The 20,529-nt window shown below is 41.6% G+C and carries 31 protein-coding genes and 1 tRNA gene; 16 read left to right on the top strand and 16 right to left on the bottom strand.

The features are described 5' to 3' along the window. Positions 1-107 precede the first annotated feature (107 nt). Positions 108-650: a signal peptidase I gene (lepB, locus tag JZO70_RS12250; protein ID WP_207673856.1), complete on the bottom strand. Its 543-nt coding sequence runs from the start codon at positions 648-650 to the stop codon at positions 108-110. 174 nt (positions 651-824) lie between these two features. Between lepB and JZO70_RS12245 the strand changes: the two genes are divergently transcribed. Further along, a complete protein-coding gene (locus tag JZO70_RS12245) occupies positions 825-1,421 on the top strand; it encodes a nitroreductase family protein (protein WP_207673855.1) in 597 nt (198 codons plus the stop codon). Between the two features lie 159 nt (positions 1,422-1,580). Here the strand turns inward: JZO70_RS12245 and JZO70_RS12240 are convergent. The 3 genes from JZO70_RS12240 to JZO70_RS12230 form a co-directional block, all read right to left on the bottom strand. After that, positions 1,581-1,653, bottom strand: a tRNA-Gln gene (locus tag JZO70_RS12240). Between the two features lie 48 nt (positions 1,654-1,701). Continuing rightward, complete coding sequence (locus JZO70_RS12235) at positions 1,702-2,100, bottom strand: hypothetical protein (RefSeq protein ID WP_207673854.1); 399 nt, start codon at positions 2,098-2,100, stop codon at positions 1,702-1,704. 25 nt (positions 2,101-2,125) lie between these two features. Beyond that, positions 2,126-2,656 (bottom strand): HdeD family acid-resistance protein, encoded by a 531-nt coding sequence (locus tag JZO70_RS12230; protein ID WP_207673853.1) that lies wholly within the window; start codon positions 2,654-2,656, stop codon positions 2,126-2,128. Positions 2,657-2,818: 162 nt separating this feature from the next. Between JZO70_RS12230 and JZO70_RS12225 the strand changes: the two genes are divergently transcribed. Continuing rightward, positions 2,819-3,022: a hypothetical protein gene (locus tag JZO70_RS12225; protein WP_207673852.1), complete on the top strand. Its 204-nt coding sequence runs from the start codon at positions 2,819-2,821 to the stop codon at positions 3,020-3,022. Between the two features lie 19 nt (positions 3,023-3,041). Further along, entirely contained in the window at positions 3,042-3,512 is a 471-nt protein-coding gene (locus tag JZO70_RS12220) for a hypothetical protein (RefSeq protein WP_347565142.1), read from the top strand. Positions 3,513-3,542: 30 nt separating this feature from the next. Here the strand turns inward: JZO70_RS12220 and JZO70_RS12215 are convergent, their stop codons facing one another. Next, positions 3,543-3,971, bottom strand: coding sequence for a universal stress protein (locus JZO70_RS12215; protein WP_207673850.1), 429 nt, complete (start codon positions 3,969-3,971; stop codon positions 3,543-3,545). Positions 3,972-4,119: 148 nt separating this feature from the next. On the opposite strand from JZO70_RS12215, the gene JZO70_RS12210 reads away from it, so the two are divergent. The 4 genes from JZO70_RS12210 (at position 4,120) to mazE (ending at position 5,916) form a co-directional block, all read left to right on the top strand. Next, on the top strand, positions 4,120-4,830 hold the full coding sequence (locus JZO70_RS12210) for an AzlC family ABC transporter permease (RefSeq protein WP_207673849.1): 711 nt from the start codon (positions 4,120-4,122) through the stop codon (positions 4,828-4,830). Next, complete coding sequence (locus JZO70_RS12205) at positions 4,823-5,146, top strand: AzlD domain-containing protein (protein WP_207673848.1); 324 nt, start codon at positions 4,823-4,825, stop codon at positions 5,144-5,146. The genes JZO70_RS12210 and JZO70_RS12205 overlap by 8 nt, the downstream gene beginning before the upstream one ends. 176 nt (positions 5,147-5,322) lie before the next feature. Continuing rightward, positions 5,323-5,538, top strand: coding sequence for a hypothetical protein (locus JZO70_RS12200; protein WP_207673847.1), 216 nt, complete (start codon positions 5,323-5,325; stop codon positions 5,536-5,538). Between the two features lie 168 nt (positions 5,539-5,706). Continuing rightward, positions 5,707-5,916 carry a type II toxin-antitoxin system PemI/MazE family antitoxin gene (gene mazE / locus JZO70_RS12195; RefSeq protein WP_207673846.1) on the top strand — a complete coding sequence of 70 codons (210 nt, stop codon included), beginning with the start codon at positions 5,707-5,709 and terminating at the stop codon, positions 5,914-5,916. Between the two features lie 191 nt (positions 5,917-6,107). Here mazE and JZO70_RS12190 read toward each other — a convergent pair whose 3' ends face one another. Then, entirely contained in the window at positions 6,108-7,379 is a 1,272-nt protein-coding gene (locus JZO70_RS12190) for a glycoside hydrolase family 73 protein (protein WP_207673845.1), read from the bottom strand. 206 nt (positions 7,380-7,585) lie between these two features. On the opposite strand from JZO70_RS12190, the gene JZO70_RS12185 reads away from it, so the two are divergent. From JZO70_RS12185 to JZO70_RS12160, 6 genes are all read left to right on the top strand, one after another. Further along, on the top strand, positions 7,586-7,855 hold the full coding sequence (locus JZO70_RS12185) for a hypothetical protein (protein WP_207673844.1): 270 nt from the start codon (positions 7,586-7,588) through the stop codon (positions 7,853-7,855). 98 nt (positions 7,856-7,953) lie between these two features. Then, positions 7,954-8,271, top strand: a complete 318-nt coding sequence (locus JZO70_RS12180) for a hypothetical protein (protein WP_207673843.1) — start codon at positions 7,954-7,956, stop codon at positions 8,269-8,271. Between the two features lie 107 nt (positions 8,272-8,378). Continuing rightward, positions 8,379-8,726 carry a ribonuclease G gene (locus JZO70_RS12175; RefSeq protein ID WP_207674000.1) on the top strand — a complete coding sequence of 116 codons (348 nt, stop codon included), beginning with the start codon at positions 8,379-8,381 and terminating at the stop codon, positions 8,724-8,726. A gap of 235 nt (positions 8,727-8,961) precedes the next feature. Then, the gene (locus JZO70_RS12170) at positions 8,962-9,666 is read left to right on the top strand and encodes a response regulator transcription factor (protein ID WP_207673842.1); all 705 of its coding nucleotides are present in this window, start codon (positions 8,962-8,964) and stop codon (positions 9,664-9,666) included. Beyond that, positions 9,659-11,017, top strand: a complete 1,359-nt coding sequence (locus tag JZO70_RS12165) for a sensor histidine kinase (protein WP_242703909.1) — start codon at positions 9,659-9,661, stop codon at positions 11,015-11,017. Before JZO70_RS12170 ends, JZO70_RS12165 begins: the two co-directional genes overlap by 8 nt. Before the next feature lie 129 nt (positions 11,018-11,146). Beyond that, positions 11,147-11,791 carry a PepSY domain-containing protein gene (locus JZO70_RS12160; RefSeq protein WP_207673841.1) on the top strand — a complete coding sequence of 215 codons (645 nt, stop codon included), beginning with the start codon at positions 11,147-11,149 and terminating at the stop codon, positions 11,789-11,791. 112 nt (positions 11,792-11,903) lie between these two features. On the opposite strand, the gene JZO70_RS12155 is transcribed toward JZO70_RS12160, so the two are convergent. From JZO70_RS12155 to JZO70_RS12125, 7 genes are all read right to left on the bottom strand, one after another. Beyond that, positions 11,904-12,128: a type II toxin-antitoxin system RelB/DinJ family antitoxin gene (locus JZO70_RS12155; protein ID WP_207673998.1), complete on the bottom strand. Its 225-nt coding sequence runs from the start codon at positions 12,126-12,128 to the stop codon at positions 11,904-11,906. 23 nt (positions 12,129-12,151) lie between these two features. Beyond that, a complete protein-coding gene (locus JZO70_RS12150) occupies positions 12,152-12,439 on the bottom strand; it encodes a type II toxin-antitoxin system YafQ family toxin (protein WP_207673840.1) in 288 nt (95 codons plus the stop codon). Further along, complete coding sequence (locus tag JZO70_RS12145; RefSeq protein WP_207673839.1) at positions 12,429-12,695, bottom strand: type II toxin-antitoxin system RelB/DinJ family antitoxin; 267 nt, start codon at positions 12,693-12,695, stop codon at positions 12,429-12,431. Before JZO70_RS12145 ends, JZO70_RS12150 begins: the two co-directional genes overlap by 11 nt. A 182-nt stretch (positions 12,696-12,877) precedes the next feature. After that, positions 12,878-13,168, bottom strand: coding sequence for a type II toxin-antitoxin system RelE/ParE family toxin (locus JZO70_RS12140; RefSeq protein ID WP_207673838.1), 291 nt, complete (start codon positions 13,166-13,168; stop codon positions 12,878-12,880). Then, on the bottom strand, positions 13,155-13,451 hold the full coding sequence (locus JZO70_RS12135) for a type II toxin-antitoxin system RelB/DinJ family antitoxin (RefSeq protein ID WP_207673837.1): 297 nt from the start codon (positions 13,449-13,451) through the stop codon (positions 13,155-13,157). Before JZO70_RS12135 ends, JZO70_RS12140 begins: the two co-directional genes overlap by 14 nt. A gap of 199 nt (positions 13,452-13,650) precedes the next feature. Further along, a complete protein-coding gene (locus JZO70_RS12130) occupies positions 13,651-14,382 on the bottom strand; it encodes a dihydrofolate reductase family protein (protein WP_207673836.1) in 732 nt (243 codons plus the stop codon). A 103-nt stretch (positions 14,383-14,485) separates the two neighbouring features. Further along, positions 14,486-15,457: a tRNA dihydrouridine synthase gene (locus tag JZO70_RS12125; protein WP_207673835.1), complete on the bottom strand. Its 972-nt coding sequence runs from the start codon at positions 15,455-15,457 to the stop codon at positions 14,486-14,488. 346 nt (positions 15,458-15,803) lie between these two features. Here JZO70_RS12125 and JZO70_RS12120 point away from each other — a divergent pair, with 346 nt between their 5' ends. Next, complete coding sequence (locus JZO70_RS12120) at positions 15,804-16,259, top strand: type II toxin-antitoxin system HicB family antitoxin (protein WP_207673997.1); 456 nt, start codon at positions 15,804-15,806, stop codon at positions 16,257-16,259. A 215-nt stretch (positions 16,260-16,474) separates the two neighbouring features. Here JZO70_RS12120 and JZO70_RS12115 read toward each other — a convergent pair whose 3' ends face one another. Continuing rightward, positions 16,475-16,951, bottom strand: coding sequence for a MarR family winged helix-turn-helix transcriptional regulator (locus JZO70_RS12115; RefSeq protein WP_207673834.1), 477 nt, complete (start codon positions 16,949-16,951; stop codon positions 16,475-16,477). A gap of 174 nt (positions 16,952-17,125) precedes the next feature. Between JZO70_RS12115 and JZO70_RS12110 the strand changes: the two genes are divergently transcribed. Together JZO70_RS12110 and JZO70_RS12105 are read left to right on the top strand one after the other, a co-directional pair. Continuing rightward, the gene (locus JZO70_RS12110; RefSeq protein WP_207673833.1) at positions 17,126-17,542 is read left to right on the top strand and encodes an SRPBCC family protein; all 417 of its coding nucleotides are present in this window, start codon (positions 17,126-17,128) and stop codon (positions 17,540-17,542) included. Then, positions 17,539-17,988, top strand: a complete 450-nt coding sequence (locus JZO70_RS12105) for a MarR family winged helix-turn-helix transcriptional regulator (RefSeq protein ID WP_207673832.1) — start codon at positions 17,539-17,541, stop codon at positions 17,986-17,988. The genes JZO70_RS12110 and JZO70_RS12105 overlap by 4 nt, the downstream gene beginning before the upstream one ends. A 196-nt stretch (positions 17,989-18,184) precedes the next feature. Here JZO70_RS12105 and JZO70_RS12100 read toward each other — a convergent pair whose 3' ends face one another. Together JZO70_RS12100 and JZO70_RS12095 are read right to left on the bottom strand one after the other, a co-directional pair. Next, positions 18,185-19,465 carry an ABC transporter permease gene (locus JZO70_RS12100; RefSeq protein WP_207673831.1) on the bottom strand — a complete coding sequence of 427 codons (1,281 nt, stop codon included), beginning with the start codon at positions 19,463-19,465 and terminating at the stop codon, positions 18,185-18,187. Further along, positions 19,462-20,145 carry an ABC transporter ATP-binding protein gene (locus JZO70_RS12095; RefSeq protein WP_207673830.1) on the bottom strand — a complete coding sequence of 228 codons (684 nt, stop codon included), beginning with the start codon at positions 20,143-20,145 and terminating at the stop codon, positions 19,462-19,464. Before JZO70_RS12095 ends, JZO70_RS12100 begins: the two co-directional genes overlap by 4 nt. Between the last annotated feature and the right edge of the window lie 384 nt (positions 20,146-20,529).

Here is a 20,529-nt window from a genome sequence, read left to right as displayed (position 1 = left end):
AAAGGCTTTGTTAACCCTGCTATACTTTTGTGTTGAAAAATGATCATAAATCAGACCCCAAATGGTTGAATCATGAAATTTCCCGAAAAAAAAGACTAGCAAATCTGCTAGTCTATGGTTCCGATTCGATTAATTGGCCAGAAGACAAATTTCACATCAGCCATTACATCACTTTCGTTGATCATTCCGATAATTCGGCTGTCTTTGGAGATGCGTCGATTGTCACCTAAGACGAACAGCTCACCTTCTGGAACTTTTTCGGCACCGAACAGCTTCTCTAAGTTAAAGTCGCCGGTCAACGGTTGTCCATCGGTTAAATCGTCCTTGTACTCATCAAGGTAAGGTTCCTCCACTTGGTCGCCATTCACATACAGCTGGTCATCGCGATATTCTACCGTGTCGCCAGGCAAACCGATTACTCGTTTAATATAGTTTTTCCCTGGATCATCTGGTGCTGGGAAAGTGATAATGTCAAATCGCTGCACATCGGTATTTTTCAAAGCAATGACACGTTCGCCATCAATTAGTGTCGGATCCATTGAGTCGCCTTTGACTACAACGGGCGTAAACACAAATTGACGAAGGCCAAACAGGATTGCCGCCAATATGACAAAATAAAGGATTGTTTTTACTAGTTCTTTTGCTTTCATGAGGTTCCTCCAACTATTTCATAGGATAAGTTTACCATAGTCTTTTAGAATTGCGATGTTTTAACTCTGCTTTTAAAAAAAATTACTTTCTTGCTGAGCATATTTCTTTCCTTACTTTTTGTAAGATGATATAGTGCTTCTTGTAACAGACAAACAAAAAAGGTGGAATTATTTATGACTACATTCTTGGAATCATTGAAAAATCGTCGTTCTTTTTACGCATTAGGACGCAACGTGAACTTATCAGAAGATGAAATCGCAGGTGTCGTGAAGGAAGCTGTGAAGCAAAGTCCTACAGCCTTTAATGCACAATCACCACGCGCAGTTATCCTTTTGGGCGAAGCTCACGAAAAATTATGGGCAATCGTGGAAGAAGCGTTAAAACCTTTGACACCGCCAGAAGCATTTCCTAATACGCAACAGAAATTAGAAGGCTTCAAAAATGGGTTCGGTACTGTTTTATTCTTCAAAGAAACAGATACTGTGAAACATTTGCAAGACGAATTTGCATTATATGCTGATAACTTCCCAGTTTGGGCAGAACAATCTAACGGGATTGCGACTGCTAACACTTGGACTGCTTTAGAAGAAGCTGGACTTGGTGCTAACTTGCAACATTATAACCCAGTAATTGACGCAGCAGTTGCTAAAGAATGGGACATCCCAGCAAATTGGGAATTGCGTTCTCAATTAGTCTTCGGTTCAAAAGAAGGCGAACCTGGCGAAAAAGAATATCTAGCAGACGATGTTCGCTTCCGTGTGATTCGCTAATATTACCTTTATAATAGAAGAAACACGATTAACCTCTCAAAAGCCGGCTCATACATTTGGCTTTTGAGAGGTTTTTTTGTCGTTTTTGTAATAAAAAAGACCCTATCAACAAAGATAGAGTCCCTCAATAAATATTCTAATATTAAGACTAATTCACTATTGGGATAACAGGGTTCGAACCTGTAATTGCCTGATTCAGAGTCAGGTGCCTTACCAATTTGGCTATATCCCAGTGAGAACAAAAGAAAGTATAACGCTGATTCTTTTATTCTTCAAGCAATTAGTCTTTTCCGCTGCTTTGCTTTAAAGCAGCCAATACCAGGTCCCCATCGGCAAAGCCGATATTAATAATCACCGTTTCTTTTTCAAATTCCAGCGTTAGATAGATGCCGTTCATTTTCTTTTGACCGGTGATGGATTTGCATTGATAGAGATTGTATTGGTAGCTGTTTTTGCGGCTGACGGTATACAGCATGTTGCCGGATATGCCGTAGCCTGTCAGCCCTTCATGATTTTTAAAACTTTTGTACTGATGGAAGCCGATAAAGGAAAAGCTGAAATTGACCTTGGGATATTCCTTCAGAAATCGATCAAACAGCTCAATCCCTTTTTGTTCCTTGGTATTATAATTAATTTGATACTTCTTACTAAATTGATAAAGTTCTGTTGCCGTGTTCATTCTTTAAGCTCCTTGCAAAATCGGTTTACTTGTCGCGTAATCTTCTGGCGTCGCGTATTTCAGCGATACTCATGGTAATTAATAAGAAACCAAAAATACGGAATAGCAGCATCAAACTGTTAAAAGGATTGAACAATAATAGAATCCCGGCTAAAACCATTATGCCGCTGTAAACTAGATCGCCAGTCGTGGAAAAGCCGCGTTTGCGGGCATCCCAGTTTTGCATAAACTTGCCAATTCCAAAGATTAGTACAATAAACCCTAAGAACATCGGTAAAATGCTGACGATACCGCGGGCAAAGTACAGAATAAAGAAGGCCACTACCAGCATGACAATCCCACCGGAAAGTCCTGGCCCCCATCCTCCATCCGCCTGACGGTTGCGAAAGCCGCTGACAATTTGCAAAACGCCTAAAACTGCTACATATAGAAAAATAATGTAGACTAAAGTATCAAATACCAATTGCGGTGAAATGAGAATTGCAATGCCTAATAGCAAGTAAACAATCCCTCTGAAATAGCTGTACCGCCTTAATGAATCCATGAAAGCACTCATATAAACTCCTCCTCTCTTATTATTTTAACGAATATTAACAAATTTTACGAATATTTCTAGTGGTTGATGATTGTAAACTTTTACATAGTTGGGTATAATTGCCTTTAACATTGATCCAAAAGCTAGACCCACAAAATATTGTCGATACTGGAGGGCTTGTGTATGAAAGAAGAAGAGATTGAATTAGGGAAGGTATATCTTTGTCACCCCATCGGATTTGAAAAAGCAGTCGAAGGAGAAGTTGTTTCGAAAATGGCGAATTGTGCAGTTATTCGGATTAACGCTTGCGATCAAATCGATGAGGAACTAAGGGAAGATAAATCAAATATGGTAGTGGCAAAATATTCTAGCTTCACTACTAAGTAGAAGGCTGATATCATTGAGTGTGTTCACTATATTACTAGGTGCCTTTACCCTGGTATTGTTTATCTATTTACTATTAGTACGTCGGTCGGTAGTGATCCCGTCCCACGTCAACAAAAATCGTTATTGGTTTTACCCATTAATTGCCCTGCTGATTGGTGTCTCCGGCTTTGCTGGCCTGACTGATTTAGACGGGCGGCTGCAAACTGTTTTCGCGGCTTTAGTCGTCCTAAGTTTTTTGATGGACAAAAAAGGCTTATCCGAAAGCAGCATCGTGATGTTCAGCCTGGACAATCGTGGCATTCCCTATGCATCGATTGAAAAAATAGTCTTGCTGGTGGAAGAAAATCAGCCGATTAAAATGAACTTTTTCCGAAATGGACGTCGAGGGCCTGCGATGTCCTTCGACCGTTCCTTAGAGGAATTGGCCGTTTTCTTAACTGCTCATCTTAATGATGGCAGTAAATTGGAGATCATTATAAAAGAAGATTGACGTTGGTCAATCTTCTTTTGTTGTTTCCAACTACTTGACCACCATCACATTACAGCTGGCATGATTGACTACGTAAGATGACGTTGAACCGATTATAGCCTTCTCGATGGCTCCAACACCGGTGGATCCCAACATGATCAAATCAATGTTGTGGTTTTTCGCATACTCAACAATCTTTCTTTTAGGACTGCCGGATAAAATAGACGTTTCGTATTTTTCTGGCAATTCTTCGCTGCCGCTCAACAAGGTATCGATTTCGATCTCCGCATTATTCATATGAAATTTAAGTGCGTCATTGATAAAAGATGGGTCGCCAAAGGAATACTTGTTATCCACCACTGACAGGATCGTCAGCATGCCCTTATTCCGTTTAGCCACCTCAACTGCTTCTTCAAACGTCTTCTTCGCCTGCTCTGATCCGTCCACTGCTACCAAGATATTTTTATATTCTTCTCTCATTGTAATTGCCCCCTCTCCTCTATTATAAAACAGCCATTCATAAAACTGAAATTTTTTCTGGTTTTTCTCACTATTAGATAGGAAAAGGCTTGTAAAGAGAACACTTTTTGATTACTATTATTAGAAATGTATGAGAGCAGGTGTTGTTATGGAGGAAAAGCTGGATGGGGTTCAAACGTTTAATGAAGGGGTAAAAGCGTGTATCCCGACGATCATGGGCTATTTAGGGATTGGGATTGCCATGGGTATCGTGGGAAAAGCAATCGGTTTAGCCGTTTGGCAAGTCTTTCTCATGTCGGTGGTGGTTTATGCCGGCAGTGCGCAGTTTATTATTTGCGGCTTGCTCGCCATTGGTGCACCGATTCCTTCAGTGGTTTTTACAGTGTTTTTAGTGAACCTGCGACACTTTCTAATGAGCCTTTCGGTGGCGAATCATTTTAAAAAGGATTCGCTTTTAAATGGAATCGGCATCGGCACCTTGCTTACGGATGAATCTTATGGTGTCTTGATGGCTACTTTAGCGCAGCGGCCGGCCGTGTCCAGTCGTTGGACCCATGGACTGAACATTACTGCTTACGCTACTTGGATTTTGGCTACCGTCATTGGGGCGATGCTGGGGAACTTCATTCCTGATCCAAATGTATTGGGCTTGGATTTTGCCTTAACGGCGATGTTTTTAGGGTTGTTTTTGTTCCAAGTACAACTGCCCTTGAAATTTCAAAAGAACAAGACGGTTATTATTTTAGTCGTTACCGCGGTTTCTTTGTACCTGCTGATGGCTGTCGTTTCAGCAGAGTTGGCGGTCATTATTTCAACTTTATTAGGTTGTGGGATTGGAGTGACACTTAAAGATGAGTAATCAATATTTCTTGCTGGTAATCCTTGGCTGCGGCGTTGTCACTTGGATACCGCGGATTTTGCCTTTTGTTTTGACACGCACGATGGTTTTACCGCCGTTGTTTGAGAAGTTCTTGAGCTATATTCCCCTGACGATTTTGACGGCGCTGCTGTTTCAAAGCTTACTGGTATTTGAAGCCGGTCATTTACCGGGAGTGAAATTTCCAGAAGTTTTTGCCTGTGTGCCAGCATTAATCGTAGGCATTCGAACCAATGATTTGATGAAGATTGTCATCACCGGAGTAGTTTCAGTGGCTTTGCTGCGTTTGATTTTCTAATTTTCGATGAGCCATTTGTTTACTTGCCGATAAAAGTCGCGTTTTCTAATTTGAAAGCGGGACTTTTTTTAGCCTCTTTAAATAACAATAGTTATTTAAAAAAACATTAGATTCTGTTCTCTTTTTGTTGTATCCTAGAACAAATATAACTATTACAGTTTAGGAGCGTGATGTCCATGCAAAAAGTAACCGGCATTTATTTTACTCACCCCCTCGATCTTTCCAACGTGCAAGCCTTTCAAGTAGATGTTCCCCATGATACGCTTTACGGAAAAGGTCAGTCTGTTCCTGAGTGCAATCAGCACGTCTTAAAGGAAATTGCTTCAAAGTACCAGCACTCATTAGAGGACTTACACACGTTTTTTGTCATCGAGAATCTGCGAGAAGCTTAAAAGCCAAGGTCGCCCGATTTTTTCGGGGACCTTGGCTTTTTGTTTGTAAAGATGTATTGGCTTAAGTCGGTAATCAATTTATACCCTTTTTTATCCCTTAACCCTTAAAGTAAATACATTTTTTGGATATAATAAAATTGTGATGAACTAACAAAGGGGGCTAACACCATGAGAACTAGACGTCAAGGGAATGATATTGTTTTAACCGTTCCTACCAAGTTTGGAATTAGCGAAAATGTAGAGTACATCGCAGTAAAAGGACCGGATGATTCAATCACGTTTATTAAGAAGGAAAAAAATATTTTTGATGAAGCGGCTGTTAAAGGAGAGAAGTTAGATGCGACCCCGGGATTTCCTGATGATGGCCGACAAACCTAGCTTGTAATCCGGACATCGTTAACATTAATGTCACAAGCTTTTCAATTGTGAAAAACTAATACTTCCACATTGTAAAAAAGCAGCTGTCCAGATGATAGAATCATCTTTTTGACAGCTGCTTTTTTGTATTCCATGCGGGAAATTAATCAGGTTAGCACCTAAAGAAATAGCTCGACAAGCATGATTCCTACTTAATGCCCGTTCCAAGCAAAGCCTTCGTATTTCCAACCGGCTTTCACTAAATTGTCCTTTTCACCGACATTCGCGGTGTAGTGATGGGAGCCGGCTTTGGCGTTTGGATTATACAAGCGCAGCAGGTCTACTTCACCACCGGAATACCAGCTGATGCCTTCATATTTCCAGCCTTTGTCTACCAGCATATTTTTTTCTGCTGCGTTCAGGGTGTAGTGATGATCCCCAGCGTTGGGATTATATAAGCGATAAACTGGCGAGCCCGATTTAGGCGCCTGCCAGGCAACTCCTTCATATTTCCAACCAGTTTTAACTAGATTATCTTTTTCTCCAGCATTGGCGGTATAAAAGTGTTCTGAGCTATTAGGATTGTACAGTCTGTGCATCGCTGTTTTCTCAATCGGCTTCGGCGTGTTTCCGCCGCCATTATTGCCGCCGCCATTATTTCCACCAGCAGTATCATACTGCGTCAAATTGTAGGTCTCAATTACGTCGTTTAAAATTGTGCCATAATTTGGTGCTGTTGCATAACGGCCAGTTAACCAGGCTGTCGCGTCTTTGTACGACTTGGTATTGCTTTTCCAAGCTCCGGAATAATAGTAAACACCGGGTTGGAACGAGGTGGTCTTAAGCACATAGGCATTGTCTTGGAATGACTCGCTGAAAGACGGGTACTTGCGGAATTTGGCATTGACAGTGACCCATTTGCCATCGATATATTCCTGCGTCTTCATGGTCACTGACTGGCCATTGTAGCTGCCTTTGATGCCGAACAGGTTATAGTTCGGTGCTTGGGATAAGGTGCTTTGACCCCAACCGCTTTCGACAATTGCCTGGGCGATCATGACCGATGCATAAAGATCATTGGCTTGAGCCACTGTTTTGGCATGGGAGGCTACTTGGTTAATGAAGGCCTGTTGAGTATTTACTCCTCGTGCCTGGTAGGCTGCTCCTTGCATAGAAAATTCCTCCAATGGAAATGGATGGGTATGGGTTAACTGACCAGAAGTATCCTCAGGTTCATCGATGATGATTTCTTCTTCAGTAGCAGCCGTTTCTTCTGAGCTTTCGGTAACACTCGCGGATTCGCTGGTTGTTTCAGTCGTTGCCTCGGTTGTGCTTTCTATAGTCTCAGCTGCTGCGCTGGTTTCTGAAGTTGTTTCCTTGGTTGCGTTGCTGGCTTCTTCTGCCAGTGCAGTGATTGGCTGCTGTCCCACGGATACGGCCAGCCCTAACAAGGCAAGGGTTGATAGTAATTGTCTGTTTCTCATTTCTTCCTCCTACAATGAAATCTGCACTTAATATAACAAAAAGCACAGACTACGTAAAATGATTATCTCTGCATTTTCTTCGTTATCTAATCAAATTTTAGCTTTTGGCGACCATTTTCTAGACTCCAATATACGAACTTCACTGAGAAAATACTTATCAAATTTTAATTTATTTGCTATAATCTTTAAGATAGGAGTGATTACTGATGGATACTGGCCGAATAGCTGCAAATATCATTTACATAATTTTTATTTCAATGTCCTTAATTTATTTTTATTTATTCAAACGAAATAAGACCTTCGTGCATTTATACTGCTCGTTAATCCCCACCTTTGTGAGCATTTACTTGATGATGAATCATCATTATTACCAGCCAAGTGAAGCAAGTCGAATGATTCGCATTCTGCTGATTGTTTCCCTTGCAGCTTTCGCGGCTTATTGGGGTATCTATTCCCTGGTGCGGCGCAAAGATTAACTAGTTTTCAAATTTTCTTTTGAGAGGTTAATCTTTTGTGATTAACGTGATATAATGTTGAATATTGTTTTCACCACGTTCTATGAAGGAGTTTATCCATGGCAATTTTACTAACGTTACTTATCGATCTTCTATCCGTCGTTCTTTTTGTTTTTCGAATCACAACTAGTAATCAGGTGATGCTGTTAATCAGCGGAGTCATTCAGCTGATGTTTTTTATTGATCTACTAGCTATTTTACTACTACGTGAAAAATATTATCCTTTGCCAGCTGCTATGGAAGTGAATATGGCGCGCCGCAGAAGCCGCCGACCACAAAAAAAGCGTCCAGGTGGATTATTCGTCGGTTTATCCTGCATCGTTTCTTTCGGGGTTTTGGTCTTCTATCTTTTCACTTTAGCTAAGCTATTTTTATAAGTCAGCGGCTTCTTTATTAATAATTGCTTTTACTTTACTCTCTTTCTCTGATAAAATTTCTTTATTAGTTCTTAGACTAATAAAATGAGAAGGAGTTGTTTTGTATGATGGATGAAGAATCATTGGGAATTATCCCTGACGAAATCAAGGGCTGGAACTGGGGCGCCTTTATGTTTAATATTACTTGGGGATTTGGGAACAAGAGCTACTTGCCGTTATTATGCCTAGTCCCAGTGTTTAACATTATCTGGGTTTTTGTGTGCGGATTTAAGGGCAATGAATGGGCATGGCAAAAGTGTGACCATAAAGATATCGAAATTTTTCAAGCGGTGCAAAAATCTTGGAATCGAGCTGGATTAGTCGCATTTGTGATTGCTATTATTTTTATTGTTCTTTACTTTGTGTTTATCGCAGCACTAGTTTCAGTTTTTGTGAACGACTACTATAATTATTAAAACTTGTGACGGATTTCTTAGCTGATAAGAAATCCGTTTTTTTGTGGTTGAAAAAAAAGAGGTGCCTGTTTCACCGTTAGAAAGTTTGTTGAATCTGAGTTAACGGTGTCCGGTTTCCCAAACTAGCGTTGGAGGCATTAAGCGAAGCCTTCCTTATTTTATGAAGAATTTTTCATCAAGAAGTGATTGACCGTAAACCCAGCAGCCGCTACTCTTAAATAAAGGAGGTTCGATCATGAGCGAAGTGACGATTTTACTTGTTGAGGACGAAGAAAGTCTGGCAAGTTTTATTTCTGAAGAATTGAAGTATGAGGATTATCAGGTGCTGATCGCCCGTGATGGGCAACAGGCGTTAGACCTGTTTGATGAGCATCAGAGCGAGATCACCCTTCTGCTCTTGGATTGGATGCTGCCGAAGATTGACGGCTTGACGGTTGGGCGCAAAATTCGCCGTCGCAGCCAGGTGCCCATCATTATGATGACCGCCCGCGATCAGTTGGGAGATAAAATCACCGGTTTAGATGCAGGAGCGGATGATTATATTACGAAGCCTTTTGAAATCGAAGAGCTGTTGGCTCGGATTCGCGTAATTATTCGCCGGCAAAAACAAATTCAGGCGATGCAGGCGGAGTCCTTGCTGTATGATTACGAGGATCTTCATTTAGACGTGGCCAAACGACTAGTGACTAGAGACGGCCAGGAAATTGAGCTGACTCAAAAGGAATTTGATTTGCTTTACGAACTGATCAAAACGCCCGAGGAAGTTCTGTCACGGGATGAATTATTGAATACCGTTTGGGGTTATGAGTATTTCGGCCAAACCAATACGGTGGATGTTTATATTAGGGCACTGCGAAACAAACTAGACGACGCCGACCATCCCCGTTTGATTCAAACGGTTCGCGGTGTGGGTTACGTGCTGAGGAAAAATTATGAATAAGTGGTATCGGGAAAATAAAAAGACGCTGCAATTTCAATTAGCCAGTCGGTTCAGCGGTATTTTATTGGTGCTGGTTATCTTATTGAGCACCTTGATTCTTAGCGTGACTGCCTTTCGATTGTACGAGTCCACCCGCGGCGAAACGGAAGCGATTGAGGATGCTCTTTCCCAAGTGGATACTCAAACGAATCAGGCCTGGAAGGACACGCTGCAGCTGTATATTGCTGCTGATGATCCTCGTTACTACATTCGGGTTTCGATTGCAGATGGCAGCACTGTGTATTCCAGCGAGGCTTACCCTTTGTATAATCGATTTAATGACTTGAACCAGGTGTTCTTTTTGCCGGAAATTCTTTGGGACGGCGACGACCCCTACTATTTAAAGCAGTTTTCCGTGGGCACCACCAAAGTTGCTATTTTTACCAGCATGGAGGATCACCTGGATATTTTGATGACCTTAGTTGGCTGGGTGGCCTTGCTTTCTTTAGCAATTATGATTGTGGGAACGACGATTATTTACCGTTTTTCCAAACGCGTAAGTTCACCGTTGATCGTCATGAATCAGGAAATTCAACAATTGGCTGGTGACCTGCAGCTGGAGCAGCCTTTGACTGAACCGGAAAATCCGATTGAAGTAAATAATGTTGCTAAATCCTTCAATCAACTGCTGGACACGCAAAAGCAGCTGATTGAACGAGAGCAGCAGTTTATTACCGATGCCTCTCACGAATTGAAAACGCCGGTGGCTGCGATTCGCGGCCACATCAATCTGATCAAGCGCCGGGGTGAAGAACATCCCGAGGTGATCCCGAAATCGTTGAAGTTCATTGATACCGAATCAAAACGGATGGAGACCCTCACCCAGCAGCTGCTGATTCTGGATCGGGAGAAGAAAAACCTGTTGATTCGAGAAAAAGTGCAGCTGTCGGGGATTATCGAAAGTATCTTGGCAGAATTTCCGTCGGATACGCAAAAAATCGAGGTTCATGTTGAGTCCAATGTTGAATTGATTGGCAACAAGGAACACTTTTACCAAATTATGAAGAACTTAATCGAGAATGCCGTTAAGTATACGCCGGCAGACGGTTTTATCGCCATTGACCTGACACAAGATGGTAAGAAAGTCACCTTCTCTGTCAGCAACACTGGCCAAACGATTCCAGATGCGGAGAAGGAACGAATTTTTGAGCGTTTTTATCGCCTGGATCAGTCCCGCTCCAGTGCGATTCCCGGCAGCGGCGTTGGCTTAGCGATTGTTAAGCAGTTAGTCCAGCTTTATCAAGGAAGCATTGAAGTCAAAGATTGCCAACCACAGGGGGCTGTTTTTGTTGTTACCTTCCCGCAAACGTAGTCAGATCCGGTTTATGAAGTTTTTTTCATTTTTTCTTCACGTAGGTAGAGAGATTTAACGCGAGAATTCCTCCATAATAAGGGTATAGAAAAGAACAACACGAGGAACATATCGAAAGGAATGGTAAATATGAAAAAAACAATGATGACTTTATTAGCACTAGGCGGAATGGGCGTTTTATTAGCGGGGTGCGGTCCGAACAATCAAAATTTGGAATCCAATACAAACACCAATACCACAAGCAGTAGTTCAGCGAATAGCCAAGCAACTTCAGGCACATCCACTGCCAACAGCTCAAATACTGCAACAAATACTACGGGGGCGGATGCTTTTGCGATTTCTTTAGCTGATGCAATCAGCATTTATCAGGAACAGTATCCGGACAGCGACATTACTGGGATTGATATCAATGATCGCTTGGGCAACTTCTACTACGAAGTTACCGGTGTGGACGACAATACGGAATACGAGATCGACATTGACGCCAACAATGGTGAATTTAAGTTGGATCGGGAAGAAGCCTTGGACAATGACGAAAGAGACGGCGTGGAACGCAGACAAGAAAGCTTGAACTTGGATAACCTGTTGTCATTGGATGAAATTAATCAGATTGCCTTAAGTGAAGTTCCAAACGGCACCATCAACGAATGGTCATTGGAAAAAGAATTGTCTACTACCTATTGGGAAGTTTCGGTTCGTGACGGCTCCCGGGAAGTGAATGTGTCGATTGACGCTCAATCTGGTAATGTGTTAGAAACTGAAGTGGACGATTAAAAAGCAAATGCAGATGGATATACTTAAAGCATTCCTAATTGGGAGTGCTTTTTTCTTACGCAAAAAATCAGCAGCTAGATCACTTTGCAATCTAGCCGCCGATTTGTTTATTCTATTTTACGACTTCCTCAGCTGCTTCATTTTTCATCCGTTCAAAATAGCTGGTTAAGTCTTCATCGTTCATTAAATCAGAGGTTTTACGCATCTCTTCGGTTTCTTCAAAAGACTTTTTCGTCTCATCATTGGGTTGGTAGTCCATTACTTCGATTTGGAAAGGAAATTTGCCGGATTCGACAAATTTGGCCAAAAAGATTTCTACAGCCGCAGAAGTGGTCAGTCCGACTTCCGCAAAAAATCATTTTATCTAAAAATATGGTCATGTGATCCCGTTGCAATTAACAGCAGTTCTAGTATATCGTTTTTGATCTGGTACATTAACAACCAATCGCCTTCTATATGCAACTCCCTCAAACCATTTAGATGGCCCTTCAAAGCGTGGTCTTTATATTTTCTTCTAAGTATTTCAGTATCCCTATTTGATAGATGTACAATCGCTTTTTCGAGTTTATCCATATTGTAGTGCTTCTTCTTTAATGATTTATAATCACGCTCAAAAGTTGGAGTTGATTTAATAGTTTTAATCTTCATCGCTGTTTAAATCCTTCATTAAGTCTTCCACAGAACTATATGTTTTAGTTTCTCCAATTTCCACTTCTCTAAGCGCTTGTGCAATATGTTTTGGCGTATATGAAACTTCAAAAGGCAAGGCTTGTTCATTCACACTTTTTTTTAGAAAAATTGTGATAGCAGTACTTAGATCCATCCCCATATTCTGGTATAACTCCGAAGCCTCTTTTTTTAAATCTTCATCTATTCTCATACTTAATCGTCCAGTAGCAGCCATTTTTATCACTCTCCTTTATTACCCCAATGTTAGCACGTTGTACATCCCTTGACAATAGTTTTGTGTTTTGATTTTGATTATGTTTACATACAGCAAAAAACCGCCAGACCACAACCTTCTCAAAGGTCGCAATCCAGCGGCTAATTTAATTTTTCTATTTTATTTACCGATTACTTTATATTTTACTTAAACAGCTCTGAATGACTACCGGTTCGTTCAAAAATAATCGTGCTATGCGTGATGTCGTAATAATAAATCAAGACCCAATCGCTATTTCTTCCTCCGATATGGATGTCCCAACGTTTAGGAATTTGATTTTTAGGTTCTAATGGATGCAGCTTGAACTCACTACTAAGGTTCTTTTCTTCGATTAACAGCTCCATAGCGACTTGTAACTTTTCAATTGGTTTACCTTGCTTAATTAGCTTTTTCAAATCTTTATCGAAGCGTTTAGTTGTTTTATAATTCAGCATGACTTTCCTCAGCTGCTTCTTTCTTCATCCGGTCGAAATAACTATTCAGGTCTTCATCGTTAACTAAATCATCTTTTTTTATCATATCTTCTGTCTCTTTAAACGCTTGGATAGTATCGTCATTTGGCCTGTAGTTCACCGTTTCAATTTCGAAGGGAAACTTGCCAGTTTTCACGAATTTTGTTAAAAACATTTTTACAGCGACAGAGGTATTCAGCCCGACTTCGTCAAACATTTCATCCGCTTCTTTTTTTAAATCGTCATCAATTCTTATCGTTGCCATGATAATCCTCCTATCTTGTTAATGCAATCTTAACACAAATAAGCACTTATGTATACTATTGTATACGATGTTCAACACCATGAATGATGATAAAAAAGAAATTTCATTTTATTATACCTTACCTAAGCGCTATCAATAATCCTTAAAAAACCGCCAGACCACAACCTTCTCAAAGGTCACAATCCAGCGGCTGTTAACTTTATTCTACTTTCCCGATCACTTTATACCGCAGCCAAACTGCGCCGTTGTCGCGTTTTTCCACGTGCTCCAGGTCAAAGGCCACCGGAATATCTTCAGTCATGCCTTCTTTGGTTTGGAACAAGGCGTGAGTTTGAGCCGAACCGTCCGCAAAAGGTGCAATTAGCATACTAACCTCATCGCAAAATCCAGCTTGGATGAAGGACCAGTTCAGCACACCGCCACCCCCCAGCATCAAGGTTTCGATCTTGAATTGTTCCTTTAGTTTGCTCAGCAGCTGCTCATAATCCAGCAACTCTTCCCCAGCAATGATATAGGAAATTTCCAAACTCCGCAGCATTGCCTTGTAGCCGTTGCTGGCTTTTTCCGTCAGCACTTCGATCACATGGGCTTCTGTGTCACGGTACTGGATGCTGTTGGTTTCCCAGCCCAGCTTGCCGGAAGGATCAATGGAAACATAATACTTAGTCAGATCGGTTTTGGCGATGTAGTCGCCATCAGGTACAGGCGCGGCGTTTTCGTCGATCATCGGTTGCATGCCTTTAGTGAATGCTGCTTCCGAGGTAGCGCGGCCAGATAGCCAGCCGTCCAAGTGGTAATAAGCGTCCTCGCCAAAAGCAAGTTGGTAAAAGTCAAAAGCATTTTCGCCCCGGGCAGGGATGCTCTTGTGGGTGCCATCAATTTTCCCATCGATGGAAGTAATCATATGACAAAAAATATACGGTCGGTTCATTTTCTCCACTCCATTTCTAACTATTTTATAGACTAAGTCTATCCCTTCACCTAGACGTTAAGGCAATAGCTGAAATGGTAGTCGCGGCCCTCTTAAGGTTTTCTTAATGAACTTCGGCTTTCTGATGGAACTCGGCCAGAATTTCTCGTACTTCGTCGGTTGACTTGGTATTCATCAGCCGCACTCGCAGATCATTGGCTCCAGGGAATCCTTTGACATAAATTTTGAAGAAGCGATGCAAGCCGACAATCGAACGAGGAACCATTTCAGAAAATTTATCCTGCAAATCCAACTGCAGCTGCAGCAAGCCAATCAGTTCCTCTGGCGTATGCTCTTTTGGTTCTTTTTCAAAGGCATAAGGATTCTTGAAAATGCCGCGGCCGATCATGATGCCATCAACGCCGTATTTTTCCGCCAGCTCTAGACCCATTTGACGATCGGCAATGTCGCCGTTAATGGTGATCAAGGTGTTGGGCGCAAGTTCATCCCGCAACGCAACGATCTTAGGAATAACCTCCCAATGAGCGTCCGCCTTACTCATTTCCTTGCGAGTCCGCAAATGAACCGAAAGATTGGCAACGTCCTGCTTCAACAGGTGACTGATCCATGCTTCCATTTCGTCCATCTCGGTAAAACCTAATCGCGTCTTCACGCTGACCGGCAGTCCGCCGGCTTTGGCTGCTTCGATCAATTCCGCCGCAACTTCGGGACGCAAAATCAGGCCACTACCCTTTCCTCGTTCAGCGACATTCGGCACAGGACAACCCATATTCAGGTCGACTCCCTTAAAGCCCATTTCCGCCAAACTGATGCTCATCTCGCGATAGAATTCCGGCTTGTCACCCCAAATATGGGCCACCATCGGCTGTTCATCTTCGGTAAAGGTCAAACGGCCGCGGACACTTTCTATTCCATCTGGATGACAAAAACTATCCGAGTTGGTAAATTCCGTAAAGAAGACATCCGGCGCGCCGGCTTCCTTCACGACATGGCGAAAGACCACGTCCGTCACATCTTCCATTGGTGCTAAAATAAAAAAGGGCTTTGGCAGTTCAGCCCAAAAATTTTCCTTCATTATATATCCTCCTAATTCACACTCCAAAAACATAGTTATTGTACTAGGAATGTGGAAAAGAAGCAACGGGGAGAGTTTGCGGCTATTTATATAGAAGGAAAAAGACTGTAAGCAAAGTCACCAAAAATGGATACTGCTTACACTTTTTTCTTTTTAATAGAATCGAAAATGAGTAAGGATTATCTTAAAGATACGATCAAAGATGTTTGCACCACGTACTCTACGTACTATGATAGAATAATAATTGTTCCTCAGAAATTACCGAAAGGAACAGAACACGGTATTTTGAAGCAAGCAGGGTTGAAATAACTCTGCTAAGCTTCGTTAAAAGAAAGGAGAATAAATGATGCTTGTTTCTTATCCAGCTTTATTTTATTACGAAAATAGTGAAGGTTATGAAAAAGGTTTCTCTGTTTTCTTTCCAGATTTCCCAAATACGAGTGGTACTAGTGGTTCTACGATTTCGGAATCCTTGGAAATGGCGTCCGATTATTTAGGGATTTTATTAGCGGATGATATTGAAGAAGATCGTGAATTGCCTAAACCCTCTTTGATTAGTTCTCTATCTTTAGAGCAGAATAATCCTTTTAAGGATGATCCCGACTTTACACTGGAATACGATACCGAACAATCATTTATATCTATGGTCAGTGTTGACTTGTCTGAATATCTTGGCAGTAACGATCCGGTGAAAAAGACTTTGGTTATCCCTAAATGGGCGGATAGGATTGGAAAAGAACTGAATCTAAACTTTTCAAAGACTCTAACAGAAGCTATCGCTGAAAAGAAAGTCGGTGTATAGATCGATCCGGTATATTTTGAATTTTAAGCATGTGGCATACAAAAAGAGAAACGATATTTTCGTTTCTCTCAGACTGTAGACAAAGTCCCAAAAAGGGATGCTGTCTACAGTTTTTTCTTTTATAGCAAAATTAAAAACGAATACAAAGAGTGGTTTCTATGATGGCAAAACAATAGAAGAAAAAAAGATCTCTCTTCCGTTTATTTATCAATAGCCTAAATTTCCCGCCCCTCAGCTTCAAACCCATCCTGCTTCTTCCCATCAAATTCGTAAACCTTCTTCAATAATTTCCAAAGAAGCTCCAGCTCTTCATCAGAAAATTCCCGAAACAGCCGTTGTAAAAAGTCCCAGCCTTGCTCACCGCTTTTGGCAAACACTTCTTTGCCTGTCTCGGTGATGACGAGATTGACGGAACGACCATCCGCCGCATTTTTTTCCGCCTGAAGATAGCCTTTACCCTTCAGGTTATTAATAATCTGAGCCGTGCTTTGTTTGGTGGCTCCAAGTTTTGATGCAATCGCATTTAAGCTGGCGCCGCCTTCTGGCAGATGGGCAATCGCGATGAAGGCCATCATTTGCCGCGAGGTCAGCCCATCAATCGCGTCATCGCCAGCGGTTTGAATTTTGTTGGTTACCGAAAAAAGCGTTGCGTAAGTTTGCGAGATTAGAAATAAACGTTGATTGTCCTCCATAGGTCGCCTCCGTGATCATTATACTGACTATGATAGCACAAAATCAGTCATGTTTTTCAGTACAGATACCCTAAAGAGGCGCCACTACTTTTAAAATTTTCTAGCTGGCTCATTGACATCCGTTTAATAAGTGTTTATATTATATGTATACTTATTAAAAAAAGGAGAGATTCGATGAAATTCAGCTTTGAGCTTAAAACGAACCTAACACCGCAGGAAATTTGGCCTTTGTATGCCAACACTGAAAAATGGTATCAATGGGAGGAACAATTAAAATCGATTTCTTTGGATGGTGATTTCGCAACAGGGACTAAAGGTGAAATGACCCTTGGTGAACAACCACCTATGCGCTTTTTACTCACTTCGGTTAAAGAGAATGAGCACTTTACCGACGAAACAACCATTCCTGGCATGGGAACGATTGCTTTTCACCATCAATTAGAGCAGGAAAATGATCAAACTATTATTCGGCATTCTGTTGAGTTTACCACTGAAAATGGTGAAGAGAAAAAAGAAACTGCTCCGTTTATCGCTAAAATATTCCAAGATGTTCCGGCAGCCGTGTTTGCTTTAGTTGAGGCAGCGAAATGAGCCGCTTCCCTTCAAAGTACGCGGACAATTCGGAGCAGTCGATTGGGTTCTCCTTTATCCGCGTCTACAATATTTGGCATCGAACCATTAAGACAGACTTAGCCGAAATCGGATTAACCCATCCGCAATTCGTTGTGCTGGCTTCTTTAGGACACCTATCGCAAAACGACCAAGAAGCCACACAGGTAGTAATTGCCGAGACCTCCGACATTGATGTCATGACCGCTTCCACGATCATCAAAAACTTGGAGAAAAAAGAGCTGGTAAAGAGAACCCCTTCGATCAACGATTCACGGGCTAAAAAGGTCGAACTGACCCAAGATGGATTGGCGATCATGAAGCAAGCCTTGAAGATTGTTGAAGAAATTGACCTGCAATTTTTTGGGAAGTTGGCGGAGGATCGGGAGAGCTTTAATCATATGCTGCACAGGTTAGCTGAGGAGTAGGAATAGAAGTTGAAATAGACTGAGCTGATACTTTAGTTTGAGTTATCAGCTCAGCCACTCTACCATCTAGCGCTCCCAACAATCACATTAAAGTAATAGTTGAACACTCTCTCTTCCCCACTTATAACAATCATTCTTCACTGAATCAGTGGGGAAAGCTGTACCTAACTAACTTCTATCTAGCGCCCTAATCTCCCTACTCATACCTCAACGCATTAATCGGATCTAACCGAGCTGCGCGATTGGCTGGTAATGTTCCAGCCAAAAAGGCAATTAGCATAATAATCAGTATAATGACTATCATGTTAAAAAAAGAGAATTGAATCAACGTAAAACCAGTTAGCCCATCTAAGAAGGTGCTGACAGCTAAGTCGTTTAGAAAATGACCTACTGCTACGGCGCCGCCGATGCCTAACAATCCACCCCAGAAGCCGATCAATAATGCTTCAATACTAAAGGTTAAGAAAACTTTTCCGCCACTCATACCCATTGCCTTCATCAAACCAATTTCCCGCGTGCGATCTTGGACCGACATATACAGTGTGTTGATAATCCCAAAACTAGCTGCAAGCAGAGCGATGGCTGCAAACAAGGTTAATACCCCGGTAACCGCGTTAACCAGTTGACGAATCATGACCATTTCATCCTCTACCGTTTGTGCTGCATATCCAGCGTCTTCTAGCTGTTTCTTTACTGCAGTCATTTGCTCAGCTGATAAACCTTTCTTCATTTCAGCAAATATTGTTGCATGGTGATGCTTCATTGATTCAGGCATCCCTGATTCACTCATCTCAACAATTTTACTTGCCAAACCTTTACTAATAATCGATCTTCCTTGCTGCGTCAAGCTGACATTTCGAACACCGACAATTTTCGCTTCTACTGTCTCTTGTTCACCACTTGCCTGGCTGGTGACTCCTAACTTGACTGTTTTACCTACGGCGTCTTCCGCAGAAGAGTAACCTAGACTTTCAACGTACTCTGGGGCCAAGGCAACTTCATAATCTGTCGTGTTCCCAGTTACTGCTCGTCCCGCTTCAAGGCTGATTTCTACATCTGTTTTACTTGCTGTCGTAACCAAGTATTTCTTGTTGGTATCTCCTTGAATATAGTCTGGTGAACTCCGATAAAAAGGTTCAGCTTTCTCAATATTGTCCATATTTTTAATATCGCTGACATCCTGATCGGTCAAGTAGCTTTCTCTAATATCGGTCACACTGTCCGGTGAATACTCTTTCGGTTTCGATTGCAGCAGCGCCTTACCATTTGATAAGCTCTCAGGAGTGATCATCAAGGTGTCTTTGCTTCCCGCTTCCCGAAGCTGTTGATCCAAGTAACTATTGATCCCACTATTTACACCACTAGTTAAAGAAATGGTAAATGCCCCAATAAAGATGGCAATGATAGTCAAAATCGTTCGTCCTTTATTCCGCCAAAGGTTTGAGCTAGCCGATTGAATAATATCTATAAATTTCATGCGATAGCCTCCTTCATGATTAGACCATCTTTGATATAAATTTGGCGGTCACATCTTTCCGCAAGGTCTTCATCGTGGGTCACAATAATCAACGTAATATTTTTTTCCTTATTCAAGTTGAACAACAGATTTTCAATCCGTTCGCCGGTAGCTGTATCCAAATTCCCAGTAGGCTCATCTGCAAAGATAATATCTGGCTGATTGACTAAGGCCCTAGCAATACATACCCGCTGTTTTTGTCCCCCTGATAAATCATTGGCTTTGTTGTTGATTTTTTCCGCCAAGCCAACTGAGGTTAAGGCCTCGATTGCCGCCTGCTTACGTTCCTGTTTGCCTACTCCAGCTATCTTCAATGGTAAGATGACATTTTCCAAAACTGTATCCTCTGAATTCATAAAGAATTGCTGAAAAACAAAGCCATAAGTTTGATTACGCATCATGTTAAGATCGTTCTTGCTCATTTGGTTTGGGTCTTTTCCCGCCAAAAAAATGTCTCCTGAAGTTGGCTGATCCAATAGCGCTAGAATATGCATCAATGTTGATTTGCCTGACCCGCTCTTTCCAATAATTGCTACCGATTCGCCTTGTTCAATACTAAAACTAACGCCCTTTAATGCTTGAAATTCCGATTCTCCCGAACCGTACGTTTTTTTCACGTTTACTACTTCTATAACCTTCAAATTCTTCCTCCTTTTAACTACCATTCACAAATTGCTTGCTGCTAGTTTTTGCTACAAACAATTCTTCCCAGTGAGTAACTTTCCAACAGTCATCCTTCAATCAATACTCTTTTCCAATAAAATCCCTCCACATGTTTTCTCACATCTAAAGTTCCGATGCTGCTATCTGGATTGCACAAGAATTTACTGCTAAAAGCAGCTTGATTAATTTTCATTTATATCTCGCTTATCCACTTTTATATTGTATCTTTATATCCGTTATCTTTTATCCACCCAGAGCGCTATCTTTTTCTAGGACTTAAGTTGGATGGACAACCTAAAAAGAGCCTATAAAACCTTTTGCGTCAGCAGTTACCGCCCCCTTTACGTCCAAAAAAAATCATT

The organism is Candidatus Enterococcus moelleringii (assembly GCF_017377575.1).
Classification (GTDB): Bacteria; Bacillota; Bacilli; order Lactobacillales; family Enterococcaceae; genus Enterococcus_A; species Enterococcus_A moelleringii.
This window is presented reverse-complemented; position numbering and strand designations above follow the sequence as displayed.

Coding starts and splice junctions, on each gene's coding strand:
- lepB (WP_207673856.1), bottom strand. CDS start 650: ATGAAAGCAAAAGAACTAGTAAAAACAATCCTTTATTTTGTCATATTG.
- JZO70_RS12245 (WP_207673855.1), top strand. CDS start 825: ATGACTACATTCTTGGAATCATTGAAAAATCGTCGTTCTTTTTACGCA.
- JZO70_RS12235 (WP_207673854.1), bottom strand. CDS start 2,100: ATGAACACGGCAACAGAACTTTATCAATTTAGTAAGAAGTATCAAATT.
- JZO70_RS12230 (WP_207673853.1), bottom strand. CDS start 2,656: ATGAGTGCTTTCATGGATTCATTAAGGCGGTACAGCTATTTCAGAGGG.
- JZO70_RS12225 (WP_207673852.1), top strand. CDS start 2,819: ATGAAAGAAGAAGAGATTGAATTAGGGAAGGTATATCTTTGTCACCCC.
- JZO70_RS12215 (WP_207673850.1), bottom strand. CDS start 3,971: ATGAGAGAAGAATATAAAAATATCTTGGTAGCAGTGGACGGATCAGAG.
- JZO70_RS12210 (WP_207673849.1), top strand. CDS start 4,120: ATGGAGGAAAAGCTGGATGGGGTTCAAACGTTTAATGAAGGGGTAAAA.
- JZO70_RS12205 (WP_207673848.1), top strand. CDS start 4,823: ATGAGTAATCAATATTTCTTGCTGGTAATCCTTGGCTGCGGCGTTGTC.
- JZO70_RS12200 (WP_207673847.1), top strand. CDS start 5,323: ATGCAAAAAGTAACCGGCATTTATTTTACTCACCCCCTCGATCTTTCC.
- mazE (WP_207673846.1), top strand. CDS start 5,707: ATGAGAACTAGACGTCAAGGGAATGATATTGTTTTAACCGTTCCTACC.
- JZO70_RS12190 (WP_207673845.1), bottom strand. CDS start 7,379: ATGAGAAACAGACAATTACTATCAACCCTTGCCTTGTTAGGGCTGGCC.
- JZO70_RS12185 (WP_207673844.1), top strand. CDS start 7,586: ATGGATACTGGCCGAATAGCTGCAAATATCATTTACATAATTTTTATT.
- JZO70_RS12180 (WP_207673843.1), top strand. CDS start 7,954: ATGGCAATTTTACTAACGTTACTTATCGATCTTCTATCCGTCGTTCTT.
- JZO70_RS12175 (WP_207674000.1), top strand. CDS start 8,379: ATGGATGAAGAATCATTGGGAATTATCCCTGACGAAATCAAGGGCTGG.
- JZO70_RS12170 (WP_207673842.1), top strand. CDS start 8,962: ATGAGCGAAGTGACGATTTTACTTGTTGAGGACGAAGAAAGTCTGGCA.
- JZO70_RS12165 (WP_242703909.1), top strand. CDS start 9,659: ATGAATAAGTGGTATCGGGAAAATAAAAAGACGCTGCAATTTCAATTA.
- JZO70_RS12160 (WP_207673841.1), top strand. CDS start 11,147: ATGAAAAAAACAATGATGACTTTATTAGCACTAGGCGGAATGGGCGTT.
- JZO70_RS12150 (WP_207673840.1), bottom strand. CDS start 12,439: ATGAAGATTAAAACTATTAAATCAACTCCAACTTTTGAGCGTGATTAT.
- JZO70_RS12145 (WP_207673839.1), bottom strand. CDS start 12,695: ATGGCTGCTACTGGACGATTAAGTATGAGAATAGATGAAGATTTAAAA.
- JZO70_RS12140 (WP_207673838.1), bottom strand. CDS start 13,168: ATGCTGAATTATAAAACAACTAAACGCTTCGATAAAGATTTGAAAAAG.
- JZO70_RS12135 (WP_207673837.1), bottom strand. CDS start 13,451: ATGGCAACGATAAGAATTGATGACGATTTAAAAAAAGAAGCGGATGAA.
- JZO70_RS12130 (WP_207673836.1), bottom strand. CDS start 14,382: ATGAACCGACCGTATATTTTTTGTCATATGATTACTTCCATCGATGGG.
- JZO70_RS12125 (WP_207673835.1), bottom strand. CDS start 15,457: ATGAAGGAAAATTTTTGGGCTGAACTGCCAAAGCCCTTTTTTATTTTA.
- JZO70_RS12120 (WP_207673997.1), top strand. CDS start 15,804: ATGCTTGTTTCTTATCCAGCTTTATTTTATTACGAAAATAGTGAAGGT.
- JZO70_RS12115 (WP_207673834.1), bottom strand. CDS start 16,951: ATGGAGGACAATCAACGTTTATTTCTAATCTCGCAAACTTACGCAACG.
- JZO70_RS12110 (WP_207673833.1), top strand. CDS start 17,126: ATGAAATTCAGCTTTGAGCTTAAAACGAACCTAACACCGCAGGAAATT.
- JZO70_RS12105 (WP_207673832.1), top strand. CDS start 17,539: ATGAGCCGCTTCCCTTCAAAGTACGCGGACAATTCGGAGCAGTCGATT.
- JZO70_RS12100 (WP_207673831.1), bottom strand. CDS start 19,465: ATGAAATTTATAGATATTATTCAATCGGCTAGCTCAAACCTTTGGCGG.